Source organism: Saltatorellus ferox (genome assembly GCA_007751475.1).
Classification (GTDB): domain Bacteria; phylum Planctomycetota; class UBA1135; order UBA1135.
Genome location: CP036434.1, coordinates 1,154,109 through 1,180,042, shown reverse-complemented (window position 1 = coordinate 1,180,042; position 25,934 = coordinate 1,154,109). Strand labels below are relative to the sequence as shown.

The 25,934-nt window shown below is 66.5% G+C and carries 18 protein-coding genes; 10 read left to right on the top strand and 8 right to left on the bottom strand.

From position 1 onward, the window contains the following. Positions 1-8: 8 nt before the first annotated feature. A complete protein-coding gene (locus Poly30_RS04375; protein ID WP_145194807.1) occupies positions 9-392 on the bottom strand; it encodes a DUF779 domain-containing protein in 384 nt (127 codons plus the stop codon). Beyond that, on the bottom strand, positions 392-1,912 hold the full coding sequence (gene exaC, locus Poly30_RS04370; RefSeq protein WP_145194806.1) for an acetaldehyde dehydrogenase ExaC: 1,521 nt from the start codon (positions 1,910-1,912) through the stop codon (positions 392-394). The genes Poly30_RS04375 and exaC overlap by 1 nt, the downstream gene beginning before the upstream one ends. 264 nt (positions 1,913-2,176) lie before the next feature. Here exaC and Poly30_RS04365 point away from each other — a divergent pair, with 264 nt between their 5' ends. Beyond that, entirely contained in the window at positions 2,177-4,228 is a 2,052-nt protein-coding gene (locus Poly30_RS04365) for a sigma-54-dependent Fis family transcriptional regulator (RefSeq protein WP_419190937.1), read from the top strand. Positions 4,229-4,276: 48 nt separating this feature from the next. Here the strand turns inward: Poly30_RS04365 and Poly30_RS04360 are convergent, their stop codons facing one another. Beyond that, entirely contained in the window at positions 4,277-5,005 is a 729-nt protein-coding gene (locus Poly30_RS04360; protein ID WP_145194804.1) for a DUF429 domain-containing protein, read from the bottom strand. Between the two features lie 242 nt (positions 5,006-5,247). Here Poly30_RS04360 and Poly30_RS04355 point away from each other — a divergent pair, with 242 nt between their 5' ends. Continuing rightward, a complete protein-coding gene (locus Poly30_RS04355) occupies positions 5,248-6,936 on the top strand; it encodes a cytochrome-c peroxidase (RefSeq protein ID WP_145194803.1) in 1,689 nt (562 codons plus the stop codon). Positions 6,937-7,274: 338 nt separating this feature from the next. On the opposite strand, the gene Poly30_RS04350 is transcribed toward Poly30_RS04355, so the two are convergent. Then, the gene (locus Poly30_RS04350) at positions 7,275-10,475 is read right to left on the bottom strand and encodes a hypothetical protein (RefSeq protein ID WP_145194802.1); all 3,201 of its coding nucleotides are present in this window, start codon (positions 10,473-10,475) and stop codon (positions 7,275-7,277) included. A 228-nt stretch (positions 10,476-10,703) separates the two neighbouring features. Here Poly30_RS04350 and Poly30_RS04345 point away from each other — a divergent pair, with 228 nt between their 5' ends. From Poly30_RS04345 to Poly30_RS04335, 3 genes are all read left to right on the top strand, one after another. Further along, on the top strand, positions 10,704-11,813 hold the full coding sequence (locus tag Poly30_RS04345; protein WP_145194801.1) for a hypothetical protein: 1,110 nt from the start codon (positions 10,704-10,706) through the stop codon (positions 11,811-11,813). 555 nt (positions 11,814-12,368) lie between these two features. Further along, on the top strand, positions 12,369-12,557 hold the full coding sequence (locus Poly30_RS04340) for a hypothetical protein (RefSeq protein WP_145194800.1): 189 nt from the start codon (positions 12,369-12,371) through the stop codon (positions 12,555-12,557). Positions 12,558-12,737: 180 nt separating this feature from the next. Continuing rightward, positions 12,738-13,013, top strand: coding sequence for a hypothetical protein (locus Poly30_RS04335; RefSeq protein ID WP_145194799.1), 276 nt, complete (start codon positions 12,738-12,740; stop codon positions 13,011-13,013). A 205-nt stretch (positions 13,014-13,218) separates the two neighbouring features. Here the strand turns inward: Poly30_RS04335 and Poly30_RS04330 are convergent, their stop codons facing one another. Then, positions 13,219-15,474 carry a hypothetical protein gene (locus Poly30_RS04330; RefSeq protein ID WP_145194798.1) on the bottom strand — a complete coding sequence of 752 codons (2,256 nt, stop codon included), beginning with the start codon at positions 15,472-15,474 and terminating at the stop codon, positions 13,219-13,221. A gap of 189 nt (positions 15,475-15,663) precedes the next feature. Here Poly30_RS04330 and Poly30_RS04325 point away from each other — a divergent pair, with 189 nt between their 5' ends. Further along, positions 15,664-15,876 carry a hypothetical protein gene (locus Poly30_RS04325; RefSeq protein WP_145194797.1) on the top strand — a complete coding sequence of 71 codons (213 nt, stop codon included), beginning with the start codon at positions 15,664-15,666 and terminating at the stop codon, positions 15,874-15,876. A 1,127-nt stretch (positions 15,877-17,003) separates the two neighbouring features. Here Poly30_RS04325 and Poly30_RS04320 read toward each other — a convergent pair. Beyond that, positions 17,004-18,194: an IS110 family RNA-guided transposase gene (locus tag Poly30_RS04320; protein ID WP_145194796.1), complete on the bottom strand. Its 1,191-nt coding sequence runs from the start codon at positions 18,192-18,194 to the stop codon at positions 17,004-17,006. A gap of 352 nt (positions 18,195-18,546) precedes the next feature. On the opposite strand from Poly30_RS04320, the gene Poly30_RS04315 reads away from it, so the two are divergent. Next, positions 18,547-19,050: a hypothetical protein gene (locus Poly30_RS04315; protein ID WP_145194795.1), complete on the top strand. Its 504-nt coding sequence runs from the start codon at positions 18,547-18,549 to the stop codon at positions 19,048-19,050. A gap of 13 nt (positions 19,051-19,063) precedes the next feature. On the opposite strand, the gene Poly30_RS04310 is transcribed toward Poly30_RS04315, so the two are convergent. After that, positions 19,064-20,023, bottom strand: a complete 960-nt coding sequence (locus Poly30_RS04310) for an outer membrane protein assembly factor BamB family protein (protein ID WP_145194794.1) — start codon at positions 20,021-20,023, stop codon at positions 19,064-19,066. A gap of 137 nt (positions 20,024-20,160) precedes the next feature. On the opposite strand from Poly30_RS04310, the gene Poly30_RS04305 reads away from it, so the two are divergent. From Poly30_RS04305 to Poly30_RS04295, 3 genes are read left to right on the top strand one after another with little or no spacing between them, the layout of a single operon-like run. Continuing rightward, on the top strand, positions 20,161-22,551 hold the full coding sequence (locus Poly30_RS04305) for a VIT domain-containing protein (RefSeq protein ID WP_419190936.1): 2,391 nt from the start codon (positions 20,161-20,163) through the stop codon (positions 22,549-22,551). Next, complete coding sequence (locus Poly30_RS04300; protein ID WP_145194792.1) at positions 22,548-23,129, top strand: RNA polymerase sigma factor; 582 nt, start codon at positions 22,548-22,550, stop codon at positions 23,127-23,129. Before Poly30_RS04305 ends, Poly30_RS04300 begins: the two co-directional genes overlap by 4 nt. After that, positions 23,126-23,344: a hypothetical protein gene (locus Poly30_RS04295; RefSeq protein WP_145194791.1), complete on the top strand. Its 219-nt coding sequence runs from the start codon at positions 23,126-23,128 to the stop codon at positions 23,342-23,344. Before Poly30_RS04300 ends, Poly30_RS04295 begins: the two co-directional genes overlap by 4 nt. Here Poly30_RS04295 and Poly30_RS04290 read toward each other — a convergent pair whose 3' ends face one another. Then, positions 23,345-25,606 (bottom strand): Ig-like domain-containing protein, encoded by a 2,262-nt coding sequence (locus tag Poly30_RS04290; RefSeq protein ID WP_145194790.1) that lies wholly within the window; start codon positions 25,604-25,606, stop codon positions 23,345-23,347. Positions 25,607-25,934 lie beyond the last annotated feature (328 nt).

The following is a 25,934-nucleotide window of genomic DNA, read 5'->3' as shown; positions in this document are numbered from 1 at the left end:
CTGCCAGCTCAGGTGCCTCGTACGGGCGGCGCAGCTTCCAGCGCCGCCTGTTCTTCCGGTGTGAACACGCGACTGCGCGTCAGGAACCGCTTGCCCGTCGGCGACTCCAACGAGAAGCCAGCGCCGCGGCCCGGTACGACATCCAGGACGAGCTGGGTGTGCTTCCACAGCTCGAACTGCGCGCTGCCGATCCAGACCTCGGTCTCGCCGATCTTGCCGAGCAGCACGTCCTGGGGCCCGACCCGTAGCTCCCCTTTCGGGTAGCACATGGGCGAGCTGCCGTCGCAGCAGCCACCGGACTGATGGAACATGAGCGGCCCGTGGTCCGCCTCCAGCTCCGAGATCAGCTCCATGGCGGCCGGCGTGGCCATGATGCGCGGGGGAGTGCTCATTAGAAGAAGCCCATCGGCGCTTCGTTGTAGCTCACGAGCAGGTTCTTCGTGTTCTGGTAGTGACGCAGCATCATCAGGTGATTCTCGCGGCCGATGCCGGACTGCTTGTAGCCACCGAACGCGGCGTGCGCCGGGTAGAGGTGGTAGCAGTTCGTCCAGACGCGACCCGCCTGAACGTCGCGACCCGTGCGGTAGGCCGTGTTGGAGTCGCGGGTCCACACGCCTGCGCCGAGCCCGTACAGCGTGTCGTTGGCGATCTCGATGGCGTTCGCGTAGTCGGTGAACGTCGTCAGCGACACGACCGGTCCGAAGATCTCCTCCTGGAAGACGCGCATCTTGTTGTGGCCCTGGAAGATCGTCGGCTGGACGTAGTAGCCGCCAGCGAGATCCCCGTCCAGTTCGGCCTTGCCGCCGCCCGTCAGGACCTTCGCGCCTTCGTGCTTGCCGATGTCGATGTAGCTGAGGATCTTCTCGAACTGATCGTTCGACGCCTGGGCGCCGATCATCGTCTTCGGGTCGAGCGGGTTGCCCTGGACGATCGCCTTCGTGCGCGCGACCGCGAGCTCGGTGAACTCCTCCTCCATCGACTTCTGGACGAGCGCACGCGACGGACACGTGCAGACCTCTCCCTGGTTGAGCGCAAACATCGCGAAGCCCTCCAGGGACTTCGAGCGGAAGTCATCGTCTTCGCGCAGCACGTCGGCGAAGAAGATGTTCGGCGACTTGCCGCCCAGCTCCAGCGTGACCGGGATCAAGTTGTCGGATGCGTATTGCATGATGAGGCGACCGGTCGTCGTCTCACCCGTGAAGGCGACCTTCGCGATTCGAGGGTGCTGGGCGAGCGGCTTGCCTGCCTCGACGCCGAAGCCGTTGACGACGTTGATCACACCCGGCGGCAGAAGGTCGGCGATCTTCTCCATCACGAGGAGGATCGACACCGGCGTTTGCTCCGCGGGCTTCAGGACCACGCAGCAGCCCGCGGCCAGCGCCGGCGCGAGCTTCCACGTCGCCATGAGGATCGGAAAGTTCCACGGGATGATCTGCCCCACGACACCGATCGGCTCGTGGAAGTGATACGCCACGGTGTCGTGATCGAGTTCACCGAGCGACCCCTCCTGGGCGCGGATCGCGCCCGCGAAGTACCGAAAGTGGTCGATCGCGAGCGGCAGGTCGGCGGCGAGCGTCTCGCGGACGGCCTTGCCGTTCTCCCAGCATTCCGCGACGGCCAGTTCCTCGAGGTCGGCCTCGAGTCGATCAGCGATCTTGTTGAGGATCTGCGCGCGTTCGGTCGGCGAAGTCTTCTTCCAGGTCGCAAAGGCCTTGTGCGCCGCCTCGACGGCCATCTCGACGTCCTCGCCGGTCGAGCGCGGGATCTCGCAGAACGGCTTCCCGGTGACCGGCGTGATGTTCTCGAAGTACTGGCCCTTCTTGGGTGCGACCCACTCGCCTCCGATGAAGTTCTCGTAGCGGCTCTTGAACTGGACGATCGAACCTTCGGTATTGGGGGCGGCGTACGTCATCGGGCTTTCGAATAGGCTGAGTCAAGGGATCGGAAAAGGCGGCAGCGCTTCGTTCGTAACGGCGTGGTCCGCTTCGATTCACCAGCAAGAGCCATGCCGTTTCCGGGAAAGGGCGTCCCGATGGGACGGGAGCGGCGAAGCCACGCGCTCGACCGCCACGGTGTGTTGCAGAACGCTCCACCTGTCGCGCCAGGGGCGAGTCACTTGCAACACATGGTCTCTGGCTCCTGGGCGGGACCTGGAACGTTCGGTTATCGTTCGGTGGTGACGTTCCTCCCACGATCCACCTGCTCCGACCTGCTGCGTCTGACACCGCCTCGGGCCGAGATCAAGCTCGCGGTTCTCACCGGCCTCGTCCAGGAGGGTGTCGAAGCACCTCTCCTCGCGACCTGGAATCGATCGCGGGAACTCGGCGCGGACGCCGACGGCTCCCATGCGCTCGAGGAGGGCGTCCTCGACGCCAGCACGCTCGCGGCCGCGCGCGCGAGGAGCGAGGGCCTCCGGCGCCACGCCTCCAGCGTGCTCGGAGGGTTCGCCGCCGCCTGCGAAGCCAGCGACTTCGTGGCCGTCCTCGCGGACGCCGACGGCGTCGTCGTTGACACCTTCGGCGGCGGAGCATTCGCGCGCGAGGCCGAGCGCCTGCGACTCATCGAAGGAGCCGCGTGGGGCGAGTCCCTCCGCGGCACCAACGCGATCGGTACAGCCCTGGCCGAGAACCGCCCGGTCGCGGTTTACGGCGCCGCACATTTCGCCCGGGTCAACGAGGGCCTCGTTTGCTTCGCGGCGCCCATCCGCGACCCACGCGGCGAGATCGTCGGCGTGCTCGACGCCACGTCGCGCGCCGAGCGGGCGAATGCGTTCGATATCGGCATCGTCGTCTCGATGGCGCGGGCGATCGAAGAGGTCCTGCGAGCGCGTGAGTACGCGCGCGCGAGCGGCGGCATCGACCTCGTCGAGCGACTGATGGAGCGCAGCCACGAGCCCGCGTTTCTCGTGGAGCGTCCCGGTCGCGTCGTCCGCGCCGATGCGCGCGCGAGAGCGCTGATGCAAGAGATCAGGGACGAGTCCTTCCTGCCGGATTGGCCCGCTCTCGTCGCGCGCGCGTCGATCGCGTCGGAGCTGCGCGTCCACCTTTCTCCCACGCGCGGTGAAGTCAGCCAAGGCCAGGTCGCTGCACTCGATCTGATCGTCGAACCCATCACCGATGGGAGAGGCGACATCCTCGCGCTGATGGTCTTCGCAGCGCCCGTGGTAGCCGAGGGCTTCGGGCAGGCTTCCCTTCCGGCAGCACCTCGCCATGCAGCGATTCGCCGCCGGACGCCTCGCCCACCGACAGCCGAACACGCCTTCGAGCGTATTCTCGGCTCCGACCCCGCCCTCGAAACAGCCCGCACCACGTGCGCGCGCCTCGCGCGCTCCAGGCTGCCCGTGCTGCTGCTCGCCGAAACAGGCGCGGGCAAGGAACTGTTCGCGCGCGCCATCCACGACGCGAGCCCACGCGCCGCCGCGCCGTACGTTCCCGTCAACTGCGGCGCGATTCAGCCCGCGCTGCTGCTTTCCGAACTCTTCGGTCACGGCCCTGGCGCCTACACGGGCGCCGCGCGCGGAGGCCGCGACGGCCTGATCGCCACGGCCCACGGGGGCACGCTCTTCCTCGATGAGGTGGCGGACCTCTCCGGGGAAGCGCAGGTCGCGCTTCTGCGGGTGCTGGAGGACGGCACCTACTTCCGCGTGGGAGAATCGACGCAGCGTACCGCCGACATTCGCATCGTCGCGGCCACGTCGCGCGACCTGCACGCCCTCGTGGCAGCCAGCGAGTTCCGCGAGGATCTCTTCTTTCGGATCGGCGGGGCCTGCGTCGAGCTTCCGCCACTGAGGCAGCGAGAGGACATCGCGGAGCTGGCGTCGGAGCTCTGGTCGCGGATGCTCGAGGCCCAGGACGCAGGCTCGCTCCGCCTCTCGCCCGCCGCGCTCGAGGCCATCGCGGCCCACGACTGGCCGGGCAACGTGCGCGAGCTGGAGTCCGCCCTGGAGTTCGCGGTCGCGATGGCCGGTGAAGAGGTCGAGGTGACGCCCGCGCATCTTCCCCCGACGCTCAAGGCCAGGGGGCGCGCACTTCCCCGGCGAGCGGGCGCAGGCTCCACAGGCAGCTCCGGGATCGGCCTCCCGGCGCTGGACGCCGCGCGGCACGCGGCGCTGCTCGAAGCGCTGGAGACGTCCAATGGCAACGTCTCGGAGGCCGCCCGCAAGCTCGGCGTGGCGCGCAGCACGGTCTATCGCCTGGGGCGGCGCCTCGGGCTCGACAGCCTTCGCTGAAGGGTCCTGAAAGAGAGACGTGGAGCCGTGAACAGGCTCGCGCAGGACTCAGAACCACATGGCCATGGGTCTTCCGCGAGCATCCAGTTCGGGGGCGGATGGAACCGAGTTCGCCCGGCCCTCGGCGATGCGTTTCGCCGACCATGCGGCGACCGCTGCATCGAGCACGTCGTCCACGGGGATCTTCCCGGCGTCCCCGAGGTCGAGCGGCAGATCGATACCTGCATCGCTCAGGAGCTGCCGGCGCTCCATGGCTCCGTTCCAGGAACGCTTGTTCGAGAGCAGCACGCGGTCCGCCAGAGCGCGGAACGAGAGCTCCGGATGGACCTCGAAGACCCGGTCCGTGACCCCTCGTGGCCGGGCATCCAATAGCCTGTCCGCCTCCAGGATGTTGTGACGCAGGGCGTAGCTCTGGGCGGAGAGACTCTTGCCCGTCAGTTCGACGGCCAGCGCGCGGGCGGCGGCGTAGGTCGGCGCCTCCAGAACGACGCGTGGCGGGACCGAGAAGACGGTGGAGCTGCGCGCCGCCAGGCGCTTCTTCGCTTCCGCTTCGATCGTCCGGGAGATGCGCTCGGGCACTCCGATCGGAACGTCGATGCCGATCGCGCGGGCGTGGGGAAACGCGTCCAGGATCTCCGCCAGGGTGTCTGTCAAGATGGCCGTGCGGAAGGCGCCACACGGGCCCAGGGCGATGGAGATCCACCGCCCGCGCGTTCCATCCACGCCGACAAAGGCGAACTCTTCGGATGGGACGGCGTGGCCTTCTGGAGCGCTCATGGCGATGTGAGTCTACCGAACCACCTGGGTGGGCCATGGGCGAATCAGAATCCGTGGCGCCTCCAGGGCGCCGTTTTGGCCGCCGACGAAGGGTCCGCGTGGTCCCCGGCGGAACCGCGAGCAAAGTTCAGGATCGGCTGTGAACCGAGGGGGTGGCCGTGCAGTCCAGGAAGGGAGAGACTTCACCTTTCCTGAACGCAACGACCGTGACGCCCCACCCTGCCGTGGGGTCCAACCCTCGCATGAAGCAGCCTCGCCCCCATCCCCTGATGAGCCTGCTGAGCCTGATGAGCCTCTCCGGCCGCCTCGGGCTCGCTCTCACCCTCGCGTCACAGGCCGCCGCCCTTCAGGGATCCCTCGGCCCACCCGTCGCACCACCCGAGAATCCGATGACGCTCGCGAAGGCCCGGCTCGGACGCGCGCTCTTCTGGGACGAGCAGCTCTCGACGCTCGACACGATGGCCTGCGCCACGTGCCACCTGCCGGAAGCCGGCGGCGCGGACCCGCGGACGATGCAGGATCTCCCGGGCTCGACGTACATCGGCTGGGACCGCACCCTCGGCACGGAGGATGACACGCACTCCTCCCCCGGGATCGCAGGGCACACGAGCGACCTCCACCTGTCGTTCAAGAAGCAAACGGAGCTCGGTCCCCAGCTCACGATCCGCAACACGCCCATGGTCTTCGATGCCGCGTACGCGCCGATCCTTCTGCTCGACGGCAAGGCCACGGCGGACTTCATCGATCCCATGACGGGCCAGGTGATCTCGCCCGTGGGCGCCGCGCTCGAATCGCAGGCGATCATCCCGTACTCAGACCAGAAGGAGATGAGCTTCTTCGAGCGTCCCGTGCCGGACGTCATCGCCGACGTGCGCGCGTCTGCTCCGCTCGCGCTCGCCGAGAACGTGCCCGCCGATCTCGCCGCGTGGATCGCGGGTCGCTCGTACGACGAGCTGTTCGAGGAAGCGTTCGGCTCCCCTGGCCTTGACATCGTGCGAATCGGCCAGGCCGTCGCCACCTACGAGCGCACGCTCGTCACCCATGATCAGATTCCGTTCGACGCGTACCTCGACGGCGACGTGAACGCGCTGACCGCCGAGGAACGCGCGGGCTACGACGTGTTTCTCGCCCGCGGCTGCGTCACGTGTCATCCGGGTGCGATCATGAGCGATCACGAGTTCCGCAACATCGGGCTCGATGGTCCCTACGACGACGTGGGGCGCGAGTTCATCACGGGCATGGCCACCGACCACGGCCGCTTCCGCACGCCGACCCTGCGCAACCTCGCGCTGACCGCGCCCTACTTCCACGACGGGAGCGCGCTGACCATAGAGGATGCGGTCGAGTTCTTCGACGTGGGAGGCCGCCACGCCGCACCGAACAAGGATCCGCTCATCGTCCCGCTCGGCATGTCTGCTCTGGAGAAATCCAGGCTCGTTGCGTTCCTGGGCCGCCCTCTGACAGATCCGCGTGCGGCGAACTTCGAGGGTCCCTACGAGCGCCTCGGCCTCTATTCGGAATCGGCCCGCCGCCCACAAATCTACGGAGCGGGCACCGCGGGCAGCCAAGGCGAGACGCCACGCATGTGGGCGATCGAACCCACGCGGCTCGGACGAACGATCAACGTGGGCGTGAGCCGTGCGACGCCGGGCGCACCGGCCGCGCTGCTGGTCTCGCCGGAAGCGGACGTGCTCGGCTCACCCTTCCAGGGAGCGACGCTGCACGTTCGCCTCGGACCAGGCGCCTCGTCCTATCGAATCCAGGTCGCGTCCCCGGGCTTCGGCGAAGGTAGCCAGTCGCTGCGCCTGATGCTGCCCGACACCCCGGCACTCGCAGGGACGAGCCTCTTCGCCCAGTGGCTGATCTTCGATCCGCACCCGGGCGGAAGGCTCGCCGCGTCACCGGCGGTGCGGATGCTGCTGATCCACTGAGCCGATCGATGGCAATCCCGGAGAAGCTCGCGCGGATGCGCTCGATCTCGTCGGCGTGAACACGCTCGACCTCGCCGTCGTCAGTGCAACCGCGGGCAGAAGGACGGGCAGACGGACGAGCAGGAACCCAGCGCCGGCAACGTCACGCAGGTGAGGCATCGAAGCGCTGGCCGGGGTGCGGGGGTCCTGTGTGTGTCGTCGACGGCGCTCCTTGGGCCTACCCTGTACGGCCCACCGGTGGCCCTGTCACCGAGGGAGTGCCACGGAGCGCCCTGCCCCGCACATCCGCGGTGAGTGGACCGTGTGGACGACGAGGCACGGCGGGCTCTTCTGCGCCGTCAGGGGCAGACCGGCAGCTGAATCCCGTCACTGAACCGCGCGTTGCCCGGTGCCGCCGCGTACCGATACCAGAGGTGACCGATCACGTTGGAGCCCGCCACGATGGCCGGGTCGGCTCCGCTCTGGAGGTAGGCCCGAAGATCCACTTCGAACCGACCTGTGCAGGGTCCCCCCAGGGGACTCCCACCTGACGGGACCGGTGCCGTGCGCTTGAAGGGACCGCCGACGCAGATGTCCCCGAACGCTCCGTTGATGAGCGAAGGGCTGCCGATTCCATAGAAGAAGATCGCAAACGAGTTCACTGGAGCGTTCTCCAGCACCAGAAGGAAGGGCTGGGGGCTCGAGAGGCTGGCGAAGCCGCTGTAGGAAAGCACGGGCGTGCAGGGTGGAAAGCTCACCGGCTGCTGACAGATGACCGCTGGCTCGCAGAAGTTGAAGAACCTGGCTCCCATGTCCGCCCGGGTGGAGTCGGGATCGACGGCGCTTGCCGGGTCGCCGGCATTGATGCAGGGTGAACTCTGCGTCAGCCGCAGATTCCCCCGAGCGAGATCGACGAAGAGCGGGTCGGTGTCGATATTCCCGTTGGTGCCCGCGAGCGCGGTGATGCCGTCCGAGTAGCGCACTTGGCCGGCCCCGAGACCGGCGACCTGAGCCGCCGTATTGGCCCAGACGATCGAGTCGCGCACGGTGCCCGTGAAGGCAGACGTGGCGTCGATCCCCACGCCGCCATTCGAAGCGCAGGTCACCTGGCGAACGTCGAAGCTGCCGCCCGTCAGTTCGAGGCCATCGCCAGCGTTGGCGAACGCGATGAGCCGCTCGAGCAAAACGGCGTGGGCCGAGACCCGGAAGCCCGCGCTGCCGCTGTGGGACGAACGCACCTCGCGCATCGCCGCCAGGCCGGAGCGACAGTGAACGCTCGGCCCGAATCGACCTGCGTAGCGCACCTCGAGCCCGATCACGATCGAAGCGTCCGAAGTCGAGTTAAGGTCGAGCCCTCTCCACCAGTTCGCGGCCGGAGAGCTGCTCGCCCCATCGCCGTTGGTGTCGCCACCGACGCTATCGTCGCGCGAGTCCGTAAGGATCACCGGCTGGTCGAACGAGCCGCGTACGGCGAGTCTACCTGCGACGACGAAGCTGCGGTCGAAACCCATCTTGAGGACGACGCCTGGCTGGAGGCTGAGCTCGAATCCGGACGGAACGTTGATACTCGTGTCGACGAGGATGCTGCCGTTGAACTGATTGTTGGGCTCGATCGTGACGTTCCCGGAGAGAGTGCCGCTGGTCACCCGCACCGTGTTCTGGCCGTTGCCCGTACCGGCCGCGAGCTCGATGTCCTGGAGGCGCTCGAGGCGCACATTGTCGATGGCCGGCCCCGAGCAGTCGTTCACGCGGACTCGCTCGACCACGCACGGCTCGGGGTTGTTATTGAAGTCGATCCCCGAAAGGGCTCCGTTGTCGACGGTCACTCGATCGAGCGTGATCGAGGCGTTGTCGAGCTCGATGCTCGAGATGAAGCGTCCTGCGTACCGCACGTCCGTGAAGGACAGGACGCTCCCGTCGGACGCGTCGTTGAACTGAACCCCGCGCCACCAGTTGCGCTCCGGGAGGGTGATGCCCCCATCACCGTTCGAGTCCCCGCCGACGCTATCGTCGCGAGAATCCGTGATCCGGATCCGGCTGGCCGCCGTGCCGTTCATTCGAACGGTTCCGTCGACGTTCCATTGCTTGTCGAACCCCATCTTGAAGGCGACGCCGGGGCCGACGGTCAGGGATGCGCCGGAACGAACGTTGACGCTGGTGTTCAGGTAAAAGCTATCGAGGTGGCCCTGCGTTCTCTCGACGGTCAACGCTTCCCCGGCCTCTAGCGTGGCGCTCGTGACCTCCAGCTGGTCGAGGGCATTGCCGCTGAACTGAAGCCCACTGAACGAGGCCACGGCCTCCAGCTCGACCGACGCCAGCGCGATCCTACCGCAGTTCTGGACCGTGAGACCCTCGATGGTCGGCCGGCTGCTCGCATTCAGGTCCACGCCGTCGCTCGAGCTCTCGCTGACCACGCAGTTGCGCAAGGTAGGGCTCGTCCCCGTCATTTCGAGGCCCGCGATGAATCGGCCGGCATAGCGCACCATCGTCCCCTCCAGCACGCTCGAGTCGGAGCCGGGGCCGAAGTTGATTCCGCGCCAGTGGTTCGCGGCTGGAGCCGTCGCAGCTCCGTCGCCATTGGAGTCGCCGCCAACGGTATCGTCTCGCTCGTCCGTGAAAATGACGCGGTTCGCGGACGTACCGTTGCAGTCGAGTTCGCCGTTGACGCTGACCTCTCGATCGAAACCCATCTTGATCGCCACGCCGGGTCCGAGATGGAGCTCGGAGCTCGCCGGAATCATCAGGTTGCTGCTGAGGGTGCAGGCGCCGCTGAGAACGTTGTTGGCGTTCACCGTGATCGATGTCGCCGCGGGGACGGTGCCGACGGTCACGTTGAGGACGTCTCTGCCGTTCCCTGAAGCTGCGAGCGTGTCCAGCCGCGGAAGTGCCACCAGGGGAACATTGGTGAAAGCGTCGACGTCGTTGTCTCTGGCCGTGCATCGGAGCATCGAGGGGAGGCTGCTGCTCGTCAGATCGAAGCCGCTGGAGCTGCTGAACTCTGACAGGCAGTCCGAGAACGTGGCCGTATTGTTCACCAGATAGAAGCCAGAGATGAAGCGGCCGGAGTACCGGATGGTCAGGCCTCGCGTCTGGCTGGAGCTCGCGCTCGCGTTGTAATGGACGCCGCGCCACCAGGCAGGAGCAGGGACGGAGGCACTTCCGTCGCCGTTCGTGTCACCGCCCGCCGAGTCGTCGCGGAGATCGGTGAAGATGACCGGATTCAGGCTGGTCCCCGTGCAGTTGAGCGTGCCGTCGATCGTGAACTGGCGATCGAAGGCGAATTTGACGATCGCACCCGGCTGGATCGTGAGGGTGGCGCCCGTGGGAACCCTGATACTGCCAGTCGCGTGGTAGACGGTACCGGAGAGGAGCGCGCCGGTCGTGGAGTCCGAGAGGTTCCCCGATAGATCCACCTGCGCGTGGAGCGATCCAGCCCCCACCGTCGTCGCCGCCAGGAGAACGGCCGCGCGAGTGGCCAGGTGGGCGTTTCGTCGGAAGGAGTGGCGGCGGGCCGCGCGTCGCACGGCGGCGGCGAGTGAGATGGTCAGCTTTGGAGGCATGGTATTTCGAAGGGAAGGGCAGCCCTGGAGGAGCTGCGATCGTTGGAGAGATCGCAGGGCCATGCGCCATGCCGACGTCTGGGCTGCCACGAATCACCGAGAAGGAAACCCTGAGCCCTCCAGCCCCCTTCACGACGTCTCGCGGAGGGACACGGACTCGCCCCCTCCCGGATTCTTGGCTCATCCGCTAGGCTTCACGATGGCATCTTCCCTGCCATCCAACTGACCATGAAAACAAAACCCATTCGCCTCGCCCTCGCCCTTGCGCTCTCCCTTGCGCTCATCGAACCTCCACTCCACGCACAGCACACGGTGCTCTGGGAGGCTGCATCTGGATTCACTCCTGCGGAAACCGTCCCCAGCTGGACGCGCTATGAAGCTGCCTCTACCTGTTCGGCTGTGACCGAGGATCTACAGCCGACGTACCTGGAGCTCGGCAACTCATCCAGTTGCCCGGACGACCTCCTGAGCTACTACTCGGTCTCGCCCGGTCTTCTCCCTGTGCCCCCCGGATCCATCTATCGAGCCGAAACGCGCATGCAGGTGGTCGCGTCGGGCGATGTGGACCCCGAACATGGCGTGGGCTTCCTCGCCCTCCTGCAGCCCTATACCTGTCCGTGGATCCTCGAGATCGAGCGCGATAGCGTGAGCTTCTACCACGGCTCGGAGCTAGGGGCCACCGTCCTGATGGACACGACCAATGCGATGCATGACTACCGGCTGGAGGGCGAGGCGGGCTCCTTCGAAGGCCGCGCGTACGTGGACGACCAGCTCATCGGCACCATCACTACCACCTCGCTGTTCTGCGGGCAGTTCGGACAGACGGCTATCGGCGCTCTGTTCGGGCAGAGCGTGGCGAACGAACCAGGGATCACGCGCTGGGAATCCGCGACTCACAACGCGGGCCCCGCAAGAAGCAACTTCTGCACCCAATCGCCAGCGCCCAATTCTCTCGGGCTCACCGGCTGGATCACCCCGTTGGGAAGCCTCGAGGTGGCTGACAACGACTTCAGGCTCCACGCGACCGGCATTCCGGTCGGGAGCTTCGGATACTTTCTCTGCAGCACCGATTGGTCAGGGGCAGTGCCTCTCGTGGGAAGTCAGGGCGCCCTGTGCCTCGGCGGATCCGTGGGCCGCTTCAACCGCCCCGGCGAGATCCTCATCGCGTCGAGTCAGACCATGATGCTGCTCGACGTGGACTTGACAGGTCTACCGCAGCCGACCGGCGCCGTGGCCGCACAGAGCGGCGACACCTGGCACTTCCAGCTCTGGTACCGCGACGCCAACCCGCTGCCCACGTCGAACCTCTCCAACGCGGTGCAGCTCCACTTCCGATGATCAGAGGAACTTGAAGAGGGCGACTCTCGCGTCGCCCTTTCCGTGGACGGATGGTCACTCCGAGCGGGGTGCCGAAAGGCCAGTCGCGACACCTGTCACCGCAGCCCGCAGCCCGGGGCCCGGGGCCCGGGGCCCGATCCATCGCGACCCATCCTCACCGACTACGGAGCAGCGCCCAAGCGCCCATCGGGCTCTTCGCTGAGTCGGATTCGCCCGACTGCCCCCCTCTCGGAACGGCACCGCTCGATCGCTTCACCACGACGACCTCCAGCCAGCACCCTCCACAAGAGTGCTGGCTGATCTCGTTTCATCGGCCCCCCTGGCCCGCGCGCCGTTCTGCCGCGCCGCCCTGCTACCCGAAGTCCATTCGCCCCTGGCGAGGCGGCATCGGTATTTGGACCAAAGGCTCGGGCGGTGGGGAACGGCTCGTAGGGCGGTAGGGACATGCTCCCTTCGATGGTCGAGTCTCCCGCATCCCCACTCTGCGTCCTGGCGGGCCTGGCTGTTTCCTGTTCGCCATGGCCAGCGCCCAAGGCAGCTCCTCCTGCGCCCGGCGTGACTCTCGCCGCGGACGAGAATCGCGGCGGGGGCGAGCCGCTCCCCGACCTGGAGATGGGCCTCATGGGGGATGCCTCTGCCGAGTGGGACATGCCACCCTCAGCTCCCTTCTTGACGGAGCCGTTCCGGCTACGGCTACGAGCCGAGCGCGGGCGCGGCGATGCAGGTATCCGCGTGACCTGGTAACTCTGTGAAACGCTCCCCAGCCTCTTCCTCAAGGAGCACGCGCGCGCGAGCGAAGAGTTCGATCTGGGTGATCTGTTCGCCGCGCTGACCTTCCTCCCGGATGGCCGACTCGTCATCAGCGGGGTAGAGCTTGAGACGCGGTGGCCTGTCGTCGAGACCTGGACCTTCGCGCAGGCGAACGTGGAGCTCGGCGGGAGGGCGGCGCCCACGAGTCCGATCTTCACCTGGCTCATCGTGGTCATCGCTGGCAAGCCCGTCGCGCTCGTCCTCACTGACGCGGTGGCGCGGATAGCCATGCGCCCCTTCCCCGGGCTTTCCACGTGCCTCCTGCGCTATCGGGAGACGCGTCCAGAGCTTGCGATCCGCTCCCCCATCGACCCATTCCTGAGGCTGGCCGTTCTGTCGCCGGGCGCCCTGTGGTTGCACCATCGCCTCGCGCTCTTCGGCGCGGTCTGAAGCGGTAAAACTCCTGCATCAGAATCTACCCAGAAACCCTTCCCCCTCGGCCTCGGTCTCGTCTTTGCGCGATGCTGAGCCACAGCGGGGCGAAGCATCATCGGATCGATCGAGAGCCCCGCCGTCCCGGGCGCAGTGCGCTCGGTGACGGCTCTCATCCGATTGGTGTGGCGGACCCCGTAGGGTCCTTCCACACTTCCACCCCTCAGCGCCGACCTGTCTTGAAGCGCCAGGTGAAGACACCACCGGTCTCCAAGCAGCGCCCGGTCACTCGGTACGACTCGCTGGCCGCCAGATGTCCCTTGGGAATCAGGCAGTAGGCGTCCTTGGGGCTGAGGCGGTCGAAGAGCGGTGCGTCCGGGGTGATGACGTGGCAATCCACGGGATCGTCCCCCTCTCCCACAAACATGGCGAGCTGAAGAGTTCGCTCCGCCCGCTCGGGGCCCCAGTAGGCCTGAACGGTGAATGGGTAGCCGAGGCTTGACTGGTTCTCCCCCGGCACCGGGTTAGGGAGCTCGGGGACGAAGGCGAGTGGCACATCCGTCATGCCATCTGCTGGCCAGGCCACCAGAGCTTCGCCGTAGTACTGGTTCGCGAGGGAGTTCACGTCGAGCACCACCACCTCCTCGTCGATAGCGAGGCCCGTGCCACACAGGCCTGGCTCCAGGAGTGGCAGCCGGTGAAAAAACGTTCCCATCCACTGGTCTATGGCCGAAGCTGCGTCCCCTGAGTAGGCGATCACGCTGTGGCTTCCGCCCCATGCCCCCTTGGCGGTGAACCCCTGCTGATCGGGATATTGCTCGTGGGCATCTGGCCAGGCCGACTTCTGCTCCGGGTGAAGATTGAGGTAAGCCGCGTGCAGCGCGTTCTGCTCGCACAGCTCGGCGAAAGGCTCCACGGCCTCGGCAAAGACGCCAAGGGGGGCAAAGGCCTGGTTCCTCACCTCCGCCAGGTAGGCAACTCCCGCCCGTACCACTTCGGAAACCTCGTCGCGGTCCGTCGGGCCCATGGTCCTGCCCTCGAGACGCTGGAGGATGCCAAGTCCCGGCCCTTCCCCCATGAGACAGGCGGTCCACTGATCGTCGAACTCCGGGATCGGGCGGCAGAGTGCCTTCTCCATGGCGGCCACGATCGTGCTGTTCTTGTCCGGCTTGGAGCGGGCCGCGTTCTTGAACTCACCCGTGGCCTGCAGGTACTCCGTTGCGAGGGTGGCAACCAGAAGCGGCTCCGCCGAGATTTTGCCTTCGTGGTCGAGCACCGAGCGGCTGAAGCTCACGGACTTGCCGGCCTTCAGCTGGGCGCGAATCCAGCAGCGAGCGCCAAAGACTCCGCTGCTGGCGGCCCGCCAGAGGGCCTCCGTGCGAGCCTTTGCCTTCGCGGTGCTGCCCGCGCCTCGACCTGCTTCCGCCTCGGGATACGAAACCGAGGGCTTGCCCGTTCCGAAGAAACGCAGGGAGACCCAGTTGATATGCCCCGCCAAGAGCGCTGGCTGAATCGAATCCGGGAGCACATCGTCATGGACGTCCCAGTGAACCAAGGAGGAGATTCGGCACTCTGGGCGCCAGCGGCTGCACCGTCCGCCCTTGGTCAGCAAGAAGCTCTCAAGGTCGGTGGTGCCCACGCGATCACGAGACTTCTTCGTGAGCCAACTGGCCGCCATAGCCTCGTCCAGAGCCCGATCGTAGTCGGGCTCATTGTCGGTGAACGAAATCTCGCAAGGACGCTGGAGCTTGGGAGCGGCAACCTTGCCGTTCATCACCCAGTTCGTGAAGGCGAGTCCCCTCACCGCCTGCCGCAGCGCTCGCTCCAGGCGCTTGGCCTCGATCCCTCCGTGGAGGGTTATGCCGTTCGCCGTGACGCTGTGGGAGTCCTCGCCGTAGAGCTTCAAGATCAGGGGTGAGCTCGATGGCCTCGACACGCTGACCTCTACCTCCAGCGAGGACGCCTCGTTCGCGGCTGCTTCCATGGCTTCGATGCCCCGACCGATTCGGATCTCGTCCGGCGCGGCGAAGGACCCGTTCCAGCGCTCGTGCCCCAGGGCAGCGTGAGCGAGTTCGTGGCCAGAGTCCAGCCGAAGCAAGAGACGCGCGAGCCGCTCCGCGTCTCCCTCGCTCCTGGCGCCAAGCCCCTCAGCCAAGCCCTCCACGGCCCGGCGCAGCTTCTTGACCGCCGACTGGACAGCGCGCTCCTTGGGCTCGCCCTTCACTTGCTCCAGCAAGTGCCCGGCCTTCTTCTCCCAGGGTTTGGCCTCCGCTTCATCGGAGCCTAGCTCCCTGAGAATCTCCTGCAACTCTTCCAGAAGATCACCTCGGCCGAGTCTAGCCACGTCGCCCGTCACCGCGTGCAGTGCCCTGCGGGCCTTCGGATTCGAGGGCGCAACGTCGTCTGCCGCGGGAACAGTCCTGAGCCCAGAGAAGGCGGGGAGGAACAGGGCGAGCGCGATGAACTGAAACGACTTCATAGGAGGCGACGGTCTTCCAACGCCGATTTTCGCTGTACGAATGCAGGACGAATCCGTCGAAGGGGCCACGGCCAATAAAGACTACAACTTCAGTTGGCCCCAGAGAAACGACCGCGGCAAGTTCAAGGAGGCCGTCCGCGGGTTTCGGTCCGAGCAGTTTGACGTTCAGTCGGCGACCCGCCATCAGGGATGAGCAGGCTCGAAGGCCGTGAGGTGTATGGCTGGCTCAAGATCTCGAACTGCTACCTGCTGCTCGGGGCAAAAGGGCCCGTTGTCGGCTGGATCCCGCCCCTCAAGCTCGGCCTCGAGTTCTACGATGTGACTGGCTACTTGGTGCCCCCAATCTCATCGTCGGTGGAAACCACCGATACGTCGGAGAAGGAGGTCGCCACGCGACCCTAAGCCCACCTCTCGATGCCCACGATGGACAAGCTCCTAGGAGTCTGCGCCACAGAATGCGATTCCGCGAGCACCGCCAGGATCCGCGCTCGCGGCGTTGCGCCAAACCCCAATGGCATCAAACCATGGGGGGTCCGGCGCGCCTTGCGAGCGCGAATCCTGACAGCACTCGCGAAACCGCATTCTGTGGCGCAGACTCCTAGCCCGCATTATTCACGAGATGGTGCCACCAGTGCGTCCAAACCGCGCTGTGGCAAGGAAGACGACCGAACGGAAGCGGAGGCGGGCCTGTAGGCCCGTTGAGCATTCCGTGAGGGAGCCCGCGAAGCGGGCGGAAGCCGCAGGCTTCCGTCTGACGCAGCCACAGCGTGGTTTGGACGTGCTGGTGGTGCCAGCTCGTGAATAATGCGGGCTCCTATGAGCACGGCCTCGTCAAGGTCGTTGTAGTGAATTTTGGTCGTCGTCCTGCTCCTGGATGATTGAATCGTTGGGCGGTTGGCAGCCCTGGGCAGGATGTATCTCGGCAGACCTTTGGAATCTGCTGCGTGATACCCATCTCCGCCCAACCCGCGCGTGCAATCTCGCCTGCGGCTTCGCGGGCGGAGTCTGACCTGAGCTAGAGAACGTCACAGTCCCTGTGCCTCCAAAGGGCGCTGGGCGGCCGCAGCCGCCCAGAGCGCTACCTTTCTTTGGTCTGTTCTTCCACCACGAAGGCGGCGCACAAAGTGCAAGCACGCTCGGAGTCTTCATAGCTTTCTTGCGTAGTAGCGTGGACGCGCCAGAGGCTGGCTTGGGAGGGTCGCCGCGCGACAAGCTCCTATCCGTCTCGGGGTCTGTGCCCCGAAGGCCTAATGCTGCGTTCGCCCGAAGGCGTTGCGAAAGCCAGTGAAGAAACCGCTCCTTCTAAGTCGTGGCCCACCGGCGGATGCGATGAGCATCCCACCCAGCCGGGCGATGACGAGCTGATTTCCCTCGTGGCGTCCTGCGCTCTATGTGTTCTCGTTGGCCTCCGATTCGTCGTCCTGTTCGAAAAGTGCCCCTGGCGACTGCTTCATCTAGGCAAACGAAGCGGCCTCGATGAAGCGCCTCCGCCCGCACTGCAAGCGAGTCTCCTGGAGCACCGGTGCGAGTCACGCGGGACTCCCCTCCGCGTTCGTTGTCTTGAGTACGGCACCGGTGGGGACTACGCCGTGTTCGACGAAGTGCCAGAACTCGACGAGTAGTTTCCTCGCCACCGCGACGATCGCTTTTCGCTTCGCGCGGCTTCCTCCCTTGCCGACGTGCTCGTGGTACCACTTCGTCGTCCGGCTATCAGGCTGCCAGCGTAGCCATAGCCATCCGAGTTCGACCCCGAGCGTCCGAACGCGCGGATTGCCGCTCTTCGAAATGCCTTGGTCTCGTCCCATGTTGCCACTCTGGAACGGTGTGCCCGTCAAACCGGCGAGTGCGCCCACCTGACTTCGGTTGTCAAAGTCTCTCCAGCCGAAGAACTCCGTGGTCAGCACGTAGCTTCCAATGTCGCCCACCCCACGGAGCTGACTGAGGATGGCGGCCTTGCGGGCTGCAGAGGTGGCCTTCTCTGGCTCGGCGCGTGCCTCGCGAAGGACCTGGCGCTGCCGCTGCTCGAGCTCTTTGATCTGCTTGGTGAGAAGGGAGTACAGCTGCCAGCTTCGCTTGACGCTTCGCAAGCACTCAGGTGGGAGTCGTTTGCCATCCCACTGTCGGGCGGCCTTGAGCGCGGTGAGGAAGTCCTTGTCCTTAAAGCTGCCCAGGCGGGGATTGAGGTCTACTCCGTGCTCGAACAGGCTCGCTTGGATCTTGTTGGCGGCCTGCTCTCGTCGCTTTTTGAGGGCCTTGAGGTCCCGGGGCAAGATCCGCTCATCGACTGACTCGAGCGGAGGGACTCGTACGACGCGGAGAACGCGCTCTCCATCGCCATGTCGAGCGAGAAGTTGCGCCATCTTCTGGGCGTCCACCCTGTCGGTCTTGACCTTCCGACTCCGCCTATCGACCTCAATGCTCGCGGGATCGATGATGACGTTCTCGATGCCGTGGGCGAGCAGGAATCGGTGGATCCAGAAGCCGTCGCGACCCGCTTCGTAGCAGCTCTTGACCAGAGTGTTCTCTGGAAGATTGAAGTGCTTCTTGGCCGCTTCGATCTCCGCGAGAAACCCATCGAGGTCCCTGGCGCGAACGTCGCGGATCTTCGCTTTGGACACTCTGTCGAGGGTGATGCCGAGCTTCCAAGTATCTTTGCTCAGCTCGAGGGCGACGTAGAGGACGGGGGTTGCAGTAGTATTTTGAACGGCTGCCTGGGCCATGAGTAGCTCCGTGCTCGCCAGTTGCCCTTCGCCGTCAAAACTCGGGGCGCTGGCTGGTTCAGGCAGCCTCTCTTCCACTCCGGTCCACTACCGGGGCGGTCAAAGCTGCCGTGCAGGACACTTTCGCTTTCGCGCGGCGTCCTGGAAAGGCCTGCCCCATAGCATCTAGCCTGCATGATTCACGAGTTTGCTCCACCAGTGCGTTCAAACCGCGGCGTGGCAAGGAAGACGACCGAACGAAGCGGAGGTGGGCCCGGACGAAGCTCTGGAGCGACGACCGGCGACGACTGACCAGGCTTCAACGGATTGGAATTCTTGGCAGTCCCGATCGAGGGTTCCCGCATGGACGCATGTGAAGCCCCTCCACGCAAGCCTTTGGACCCTCGGCCTCCTCGTGGGGCTCGCCGCTGTTGGGAGCTTTGGGCTTCGGACGACGGCCCCTCGCGCTGTCACCCAGGCCGCCCAACGGGCGGCACCGCTCCCGCTGACGGATCTCTTCCGCGTGAACGTGGAGGGAGTGGAGCATCGGCTCGACTCCCCCAGCGCGGCCGAGCGTATGGCCGCCCTCAGTGGAGGCGGGCACCTCATGCAGATGACCTCGCGCCAGCACGGAAACACGCTCCTCGAGACCATCCACGAGGGCGTGGACCCACGGGGTTCCTGGACGCTGATCGCAGGGGATGGGCGCCGCAAGCTCCACCTCGCCATGGAGTTCGACGGCGAGGGAGGCGTCCGGCAGTCCATGGCCCTCGGCGACCAGGGCAGCGTATCCAGCGGAACGTACGCGCTCCGGGGATCCGCGTTCACGCTGGAGTTCGAGGGCGTCGAGATCTCGATTCCCAGGGTGGAGAAATGACCTTGCGCTGCGACTACCTGAGGGACTCGCCGCGCACGTCGAGCAGCTGGGAGTTCGACACGCTGTTCCCGAAGTCGTCGTGGCGATCGAACGTCCAGACGACCTTCTTCGTCTTCGGCTCGATCTCCACGAGGAGCGGTTGCCCCGGCCCTGCGTGGCAGTTGCCGATGACGTAGTGACCGTCGGCAAGCACCTCGAGCGTCGTCACCCAGGCGAAGCGAATGCCCTCGAGATCATTCTGCTGGAGCTGCCAGACCACCTTCTTCTCCGGCGTGACCTCGATCACGCCATGACCGTTGCCGGTCGAGATCAGCGTGTTCCCCGAGGGCAGGCGCAGCGCCTGGAACAGGCGGTTTCCGTAGGCCTCCAGCCCGTGGCCACCGGCGGGCTCGCGGCCGAAGAGCGGCACCTCGAAGTCCCACACGACCTCGCCGCTCTCGCGCGAGTACTCACGCACCTTGCCGTCAGCCTCGTGGGCGACGAGGTACGTCCCCGCTGGCGTCGAACGCACGAGGCGCGTGTCGGTGTGCGCGCCAGGATGATCGACGACGAGCTGGATCTCCTTCTGGATCTTCCCGTCCGCATCGACCTCGATCAGGCGCGCCGGGCCGGACTCCGCGATCATGGTGTGGCCGTTCGCGAGTCGCTCGAACGCGTGCACCTCGACGGGCTTGCCCCCGTTGCCGCCCTCCTTCGAAGAATCGTAGGACCAGACGACCTCTTTGGTTTCGGGATCGATCTCGACGACCGTGGCTGCGCCCTGGCGCGTCAGGATGTGGCCGTTCTCCAGCCAGTGGATGTCGTGGATCCCCCCCCAGCGCATCTCCCAGCGGATCTCGCCGTCCGGCGCGATGATCGCGAGCCGGTCATTGCCCTGGAGCAGAACCTCGTGGGCGACGGGAGCGGCCCCCTGGGCCGGAGTCGTGGCCGGAACGAGAGCGGCGACCAGGAGAGAGAAGACGGCGAGATTCATGGGAGCGGGGCGGTGAAAGAAAATCGGTGCGGGAGCCGAGAAAACCGTGTCACCAGATCCCGGCGGCGCTCGTTGGACGTGCGAACCACACGATCCGCTGCCCAGGAGGCACTACTATGACCATCTCGCACGCACCCATGTCCCAAATTTCGACCGCCGCATGCTCCCGAGGAGCCGCTCTCGTGAGCACCGAGGGCCAGAGTCTGCCCCTGGGTGAAACCCGCATCGAGACCGAAGCCCAGGGCGGTATCGCCCGCGTGAAGCTCGTCCAGTCGTTCGTCAACACGGGCTCCGAGCCGCTCCGCGTTTCGTATCTCCTGCCGCTCCCGGAAAAGGCCGCCGTTTCTGGGTTCTCGTTCGAACTCGACGGGCAAGTCACCCGCGGCGTCGTTCAGACCCGTGAAGACGCCCGCGCTAACTTCGAAGAGGCCCTGCTGGAGGGACGCTCCGCGGCGATCCTGGAGGAGGAATCGTCCACGCTCTTCCGTCAGGAGGTCGGCAACGTCCCCGCAGGCGCCGAGATCGTCGTCACGGTCGAACTGGACCAGAAGCTCATCTGGCAGGCCGCCGCTGGCGCCTGGGAATGGCGCTTCCCCACCGTCGTCGCGCCGCGCTACCAGCGCCCGGAGATCCCGGATGCCGAGGTGGAGCGCGTCAAGGTCCAGGTCGCCGATCTGCCCGCCGGTGAGCACCTCGGCACGCGGGCGCGCCTCGACCTCCGTATCCGCGACGAGCGCAGCGGCGAAGTCGCATCGCCGTCCCACCGCTTCCGCGTCAGCGATCTCTCGGGCGCGGCGGGCACGGGCGTCAGCTTCCTCGATGCCGAAGGTGAGGGCGGCGCGGGGGTCCCGCTGGACCGCGACATCGTCCTGCGCTGGCCCGTGGCAGCGGCGGCACCCGGCGTCAGCCTGAGCGTGGAATCGGCGAAGGTCGGTGAAGCCAGCGGCCTCTACGGCCTCCTCACGCTGGTGCCGCCGGCGCAGCCGAAGCGCACCATCCCGCGCGATCTGATCGTGCTCCTCGATACGAGCGGCTCGATGTCCGGGGAGCCCCTCGCCCAGGCCGTCGCGGTGGTCTCCGCCCTGATCGACTCGCTCGGTGAGGACGACCGGCTGGAGCTCCTGGAGTTCAGCAGCTCCGTCTCCCGATGGAAGCGCGGCGCGCGGCAGGCCACGCCGAGAAAGCGCGCGAGCGCCAAGCGCTGGCTCCAGTCGCTCCAAGCCTCTGGCTCGACCGACATGCACGGTGCGATCCTGGAGTCCCTGAGCCTTCTCGGCCCCGAGTCCCAGCGCCAGGTCCTCGTCGTGACCGACGGCCTGATCGGCGGCGAGAAGCAGCTCGTCCATGACGTGGTGAAAAGGCTCCCGGCCGCATGCCGCGTGCACACGCTCGGCATCGGGCACGGCGTCAACCGGACCTTGACCGCGGGAGCGGCCCTTGCGGGTCGCGGCGTCGAGCAGATCGTCGCCCCGGGGGAAGACCCGAGTTCGGCCACGAGGGAGCTTCTGGCGTCGATGAATCAGCCCATCCTCGTCGACCTGAAGATCAGCGGCGGCGCGGTTCGCGAAACGGCCATCGGACCGATGGACGTGTACGCAGGCACGCCTTCCCTGATCCCGGTGCGTCTGGAGACGGATGCGAAAGGCCGCCCCAAGGGCAAGATTGTGATCGAAGGTCGCACCGCGGACGGCGTGTGGAAGCGCACCCTCGACGTATCGGCGGCCGCTGCGGGATCCGGAGCCAACGCCGCGCTGTTCGCCCGTGAGCGCGTCCAGCAGCTGGAGACATTCGACTTCCGCGCGCGTTCGAGCACGGCCACGGACGCGGAGATCGAGCGCCTCGGCCTCGACTACCAGATCGCAACCCGAAGGACCTCCTGGGTCGCCATCTCCGAAGCCCGCACCGTGGACCCGAACGAGCCGACTCGCAGCGTGGAGATGCCCCACGAACTCGGCGCCGGTCTGTCGGCCGAGGGGCTGGGCCTTCGAGCTTCGCTCCGATTCGTCAGGGACGTTGAGGGCGCGGGCGGTATGCAGTACGGCGCCATGCCCGCCTCCGCACCGGTCCCGCTTTCCAGGCGGGACCGCCCGAAGAAGAGCAAGCGGCCGTTGATGGACGAGAAGAGCAAGATGGAGTTCGATGACGACCTGCGCAACGCGCGACTCTCGATCCCGGCCTCTCCGGCCGACGAGGATCGCGACGAACTCGCAAGCGCCCTCGAGCCCATGAAGGAACTCTTGCTCGAGCTGATCGCGCGGGTGCTCCTTCACAAGGACGGCCGACTCGTGGTCAGCTTCCAGGCTCCCGACGACATGGTCTGGGTCGACGTCGGCCCGATCACCGTCGAATTCGAAGACGGTAGCGTCCACGCCGTGAATCTGGAGCTCGCCGGTTCCACCTCTGGACCGGTGGCGAGCGGTGCCGAGATTCGTATGGTGCTCACCGGCCTTCCGGAAGCGCCGAACGCGAGCGCGATTCGGGTTTACGTCGCCGGCAAGACCTCGATCCAGCTAAACCTCCAGAAGTGACCGACCTCGACCTCGAACTGGATGCGATCGCCGCCGGTGACGCCAGCGCCTTCGGGCGCTGGGTCGCCGGCGCCGAGCACGAGATCCGGCTGCGCCTCCGCTCGTTCGCGGAGTCCGTGGACACCGAGGTCATCTGCCAGGAAACCCTTCTCCGCATGTGGCAGGTCGCGCCGCGCGTGACGCGCGATGGAAAGGGCAACTCCCTGCTGCGGCTCGCCCTGCGGACCGCTCAGAACCTCGCGATCGACGAGGTTCGGCGGCTCCGTCGCAAGCCAGTCTCGATGCCCCTCGACGAGACGCTCGATGGGGACCTCGGCGACGTGTCGTCGTCCCCCATCGATCCTCTGGTGCAGGAGGCCGTCGCCGGGTGCCGCGACAAGCTCCCGGCGAAGCCGCGTGCCGCGATGGGCGCTCGCTTCGACGACGGCGGCGCACGTCACGATCGTGAGCTGGCGGCGCGCCTCGGGATGACGCTCAACACCTTCCTCAAGAACATCGGCCGGGCGCGCAAGCTGCTGATCGAATGCCTCGAGCGACGCGGCGTTCGGGAGTCCGACTACCTGGGTGACAGGGCATGAAGAACGGCGAACTGATTCAAGCGGTGACCTCCGCCTACCGCGAGCGCGATGAGCGCGGCGTGATCCAGGAGCATCCGGGCTGGCACGACCTCGGCCCACAAGAACGCCGGCGCGCGTTCGAGGCTACCCTCGTCGCACGCCGGCTGGAAGCGGCCGTCCATCCGGACGGCCTGTCGAGCACGGCCGAGGCCGTGCTGCGCCGCATTCGCGGGTGATCAGTCCACGTGGACCTCCAGCGCGTTCGTGAACGTGCCCGGGAAACCGCCCGCGGGAGCGCGAACGAACACCTGCATCGTGCGCAGCTGTCCGGACATCGCGGCCGTGATCGGCACCTGGAGGGTTGCCATGCCGGAGCCGTCCAGGACGAGCGGCAGGAGCTGGGTCACCGGCTGAATCCGGAGCACACAGCCCGGGCCGAACTCGCGCCTGTTGCCGAAGCCCGTGCCCATGGCGAAGATCGCGTTGGCGCCCGGCATGCCGTTCGACACCGTCAAGGTCAGCATCGAACCCGGCTCGGGGCAACCCGAAGCTTCGAGCATGGGAGTCTCGTTCCCGCCGCCGGCGCAGCCGAAGCTGTACGGCGCGATGGTGCCCCCGCAGTTCGGCTCGGTCAGGTTGACGGTGACCGTTCCCAGGTTCGACCAGGACTCGTTGTCGTTGGCCGCGTAGGTGAACTGGGCGGATCCGGTCTGACCCGGCTCCGGCAGGAACGTCGCGACGGAGCCGTTGAACGCCACCGTGCCCGTCTTCGGCTGCTTCACGATGCGCAGCGTGAGGTTGGTGCCGTTCGGATCCGTTCCGGAGAGCGGGATCGCCAGGGGTGTGTCGCTCGGAGTCGCGACCGTCAGGTTCGCCACCGTCGGTGCGCCGTTGCTGTTGTTGTCATCGTCGTTCGGACCGTCGTGACAGTCGTAGCAGCTGACCGCGTAGCCGCGCCAGAAGTTCTTGGTGCCGAACTGCGTCTGGTACTGGCGATCGCCGCCAGCGCGGGAGAGTTCCGTGCCGCGGTAGTCCGTGCCGTGACAGACCTGGCACTGGGCCTGATTGCCGTGCTCGGCGATGTCACCGTGGCGGTCGCGGACCCACTCCGTGGTCGTCGGGTGCATGCCGTGCGGGCCCATCGTCATCTGGCTCTCGGAGAGAGACTGGTGACAGGCGTAGCAGTCCATGATCGTTCCGACGTGACCCTGGAACGCCATCGACTGCGCGTTGTCGTTGTCTTCGCTCGTCGGGTAGATCGCGTGCGTCGAGCCGTGACAGGCCGAGCACTCGAGGCCGCCGTGGCCCTCCGAGAAACGATAGAGCGAGAAGCCCTGGGCCGGCGTGTTCGGGTTCGTGGCGAAGCGCGTCGAGGCCGGGATGCGCAGGTCGCCGTTCGGCAGGTGCGCGTCGGTGTAGCGGATCTGTCCGCTGTTCGTCACGGCGTCACCCGTGTGGCACGCCTGGCAGTTGGGCTGATCGAGCCAGCCAACGCGGGCGGGGCTGCCGACGTCCGCCATCGTGCCGTGGCACTTCTGGCAGTCCATCGAGTTCTGCCCGTCCGGTCCGATCGCGCTGCCCATGGCGCCGCGCAGACACTTGGTCTTCGCGCCGGGGTGACAGGTGTAGCACGCGACGCGGCTCGGGACTTCGTCCATCGTGGCCCCCGTCAGCGTCGTGACGTCGCCGTGGTAGCGGTGCATGGCGACCGTGAGGGCGGAGATGCCGGCGATGCCGGTGCCCGGGAGCGCGTTCGATCCGTGGCAGCGCGAGCAGAGGATCGACGTGCCGCCCTCGGCCGTGGCCAGGAGCCCTGCCGAATCGTAGCCAGCGGTCGCGAGCGCCGCCGCGAACTGGGGATCCCCCGCGTGGCGCTCGTCGTGCAGCCGAAGGATGTTCAGGCGGTCATCGCGTACCGGATTGGAGCTGTGCGCCCATCCGCCGGTCGGGCGAGCGTCGGGGTGCATGCCGCTTCCATGGCACTCGGCGCAGTTGAGCTCGGCCGAGATCGGAACCGACGTGACCGTGTCCGCGATGACTGTGCCCCCTGCATTGCGAACGACGACCTTGACGAGCGGGTACTTGTTGTGCTCGCCCGCGTCGTCGATCGCCGTCATCGGGATGCCCTCCGCCTGGAACCAGTTCCAGATCGCGCTGAACTGCATGTTCTGGGGCGTGTTCGCGGCGCCGGGCATCATGGTCCCTGTGAGGCCAGAGTCCGGAGCCAGCTGGACGCCGAAGAGATCGTCCTCGTAGTCCCAGAAGTTCGTCTTGCCGATGGACGTCGTGTTGATCGACCCATTGGCGTCCGCAACGCTCTCGAAGGTGATCGTGTAGCCGCCGCCCATGTCGAGCAGGTCACCGTTCACGATGACCTGGGCGTTCACCGTGTTGTACGGGGGCAGGATCGAGAACAGGGAGAAGTCGGGGTCGACGCAGTGCATCCCGAGGTCGTTCCACGCCAGCACCTGGTTCCCGCTCTGCAGCGGCGCCAACATCGGGGAAGCCACCGGCGACGGAGGACTCGAGTACGCATTCCATGCGAAGGCTCCGATGGCAGCCAAGCTCGCCATGGAGAGGGCAGCTGTACGCCGCCGGTCAAAGATTGGTCGCATTGTTCTGAGGGGTAGAAGTCGGGGAAGGGAGCGCACGGAGGCGCGGCCGAGAAGCCATCGATTCGATGGTCAGGAGCGCTCGATGGCGCGTCAATGCGGTTTCGCCCGCGACCGAATGACACCTCTGCAATCCGATCCGGGGCTCAGATCTGCCACATGAAGGGTCCTCGCATCGCGCTACCAGCAAGGGCTATTCGCGCTCACGAGTGCG